General features: G+C 39.5%; 1 protein-coding gene. It reads left to right on the forward strand.

The genetic code is table 11. The annotated features are described in order from the left end of the window. The first annotated feature begins 143 nt into the window (after positions 1 to 143). Entirely contained in the window at positions 144 to 1280 is a 1137-nt protein-coding gene (locus EA14781_RS22135; protein ID WP_042336376.1) for an ISAs1 family transposase, read from the forward strand. Positions 1281 to 1290 lie beyond the last annotated feature (10 nt).

The raw sequence follows: 1290 nt of genomic DNA on the forward strand, positions 1-1290 counted from the left end.
AGGGAAAGATCACGTAACGCTGCTTTTTTGTACTAAATAATTCGCATTTTATGTTTAAAAATTGAGATATTCCTCATAACCTAAAGCTGTTTTTTATTGCTTATACATGATCAAATACTCCTTACATAATTAAGGAGAATAAAATGGAAATTAAAAAATTGATAGAGCATATTTCTGTTATCCCCGATTACAGACAAGCCTGGAAAGTGGAACATAAATTGTCGGATATTCTACTGTTGACTATTTGCGCCGTCATTTCTGGTGCAGAAGGCTGGGAAGATATAGAGGATTTTGGGGAAACACATCTCGATTTTTTGAAGCAATATGGTGATTTTGAAAATGGTATTCCTGTTCACGATACCATTGCCAGAGTTGTATCCTGTATCAGTCCTGCAAAATTTCATGAGTGCTTTATTAACTGGATGCGTGATTGTCATTCTTCAGATGATAAAGACGTCATCGCAATTGATGGAAAAACGCTCCGGCACTCTTATGATAAGAGTCGTCGCAGGGGAGCGATTCATGTCATTAGTGCGTTCTCAACAATGCACAGTCTGGTCATCGGACAGATCAAGACGGATGAGAAATCCAGTGAGATTACAGCTATCCCTGAACTTCTTAACATGTTGGATATTAAAGGAAAAATTATCACAACTGATGCGATGGGTTGCCAGAAAGATATTGCAGAGAAGATACAAAAACAGGGAGGTGATTATTTATTCGCTGTAAAAGGAAATCAGGGGCGGCTTAATAAAGCCTTTGAGGAAAAATTTCCGCTGAAAGAATTAAATAATCCAGAGCATGACAGTTACGCAATTAGTGAAAAGAGTCATGGCAGAGAAGAAATCCGCCTTCATATTGTTTGCGATGTCCCTGATGAACTTATTGATTTCACGTTTGAATGGAAAGGACTGAAAAAATTATGTGTGGCAGTCTCCTTTCGTTCAATAATAGCAGAACAAAAGAAAGAACCAGAAATGACGGTCAGATATTATATCAGTTCTGCTGATTTAACCGCGGAGAAGTTCGCCACAGCGATCCGAAATCACTGGCACGTGGAGAATAAGTTGCACTGGCGCCTGGACGTGGTAATGAATGAAGACGACTGCAAAATAAGAAGAGGAAACGCAGCAGAATTATTTTCAGGGATACGACACATTGCTATTAATATTTTAACGAAAGATAAGGTATTCAGGGCAGGGTTAAGACGTAAGATGCGAAAAGCAGCCATGGACAGAAACTACCTAGCGTCAGTCCTTGCGGGGAGCGGGATTTCGTAATCTTGCCCTG

This window comes from Escherichia albertii NBRC 107761 = DSM 17582, from assembly GCF_000759775.1.
Taxonomy (GTDB): Bacteria; Pseudomonadota; Gammaproteobacteria; order Enterobacterales; family Enterobacteriaceae; genus Escherichia; species Escherichia albertii.

Excerpts from the sequence above, each read along its gene's own strand:
- EA14781_RS22135 (WP_042336376.1), top strand. The coding sequence starts at position 144 with ATGGAAATTAAAAAATTGATAGAGCATATTTCTGTTATCCCCGATTAC.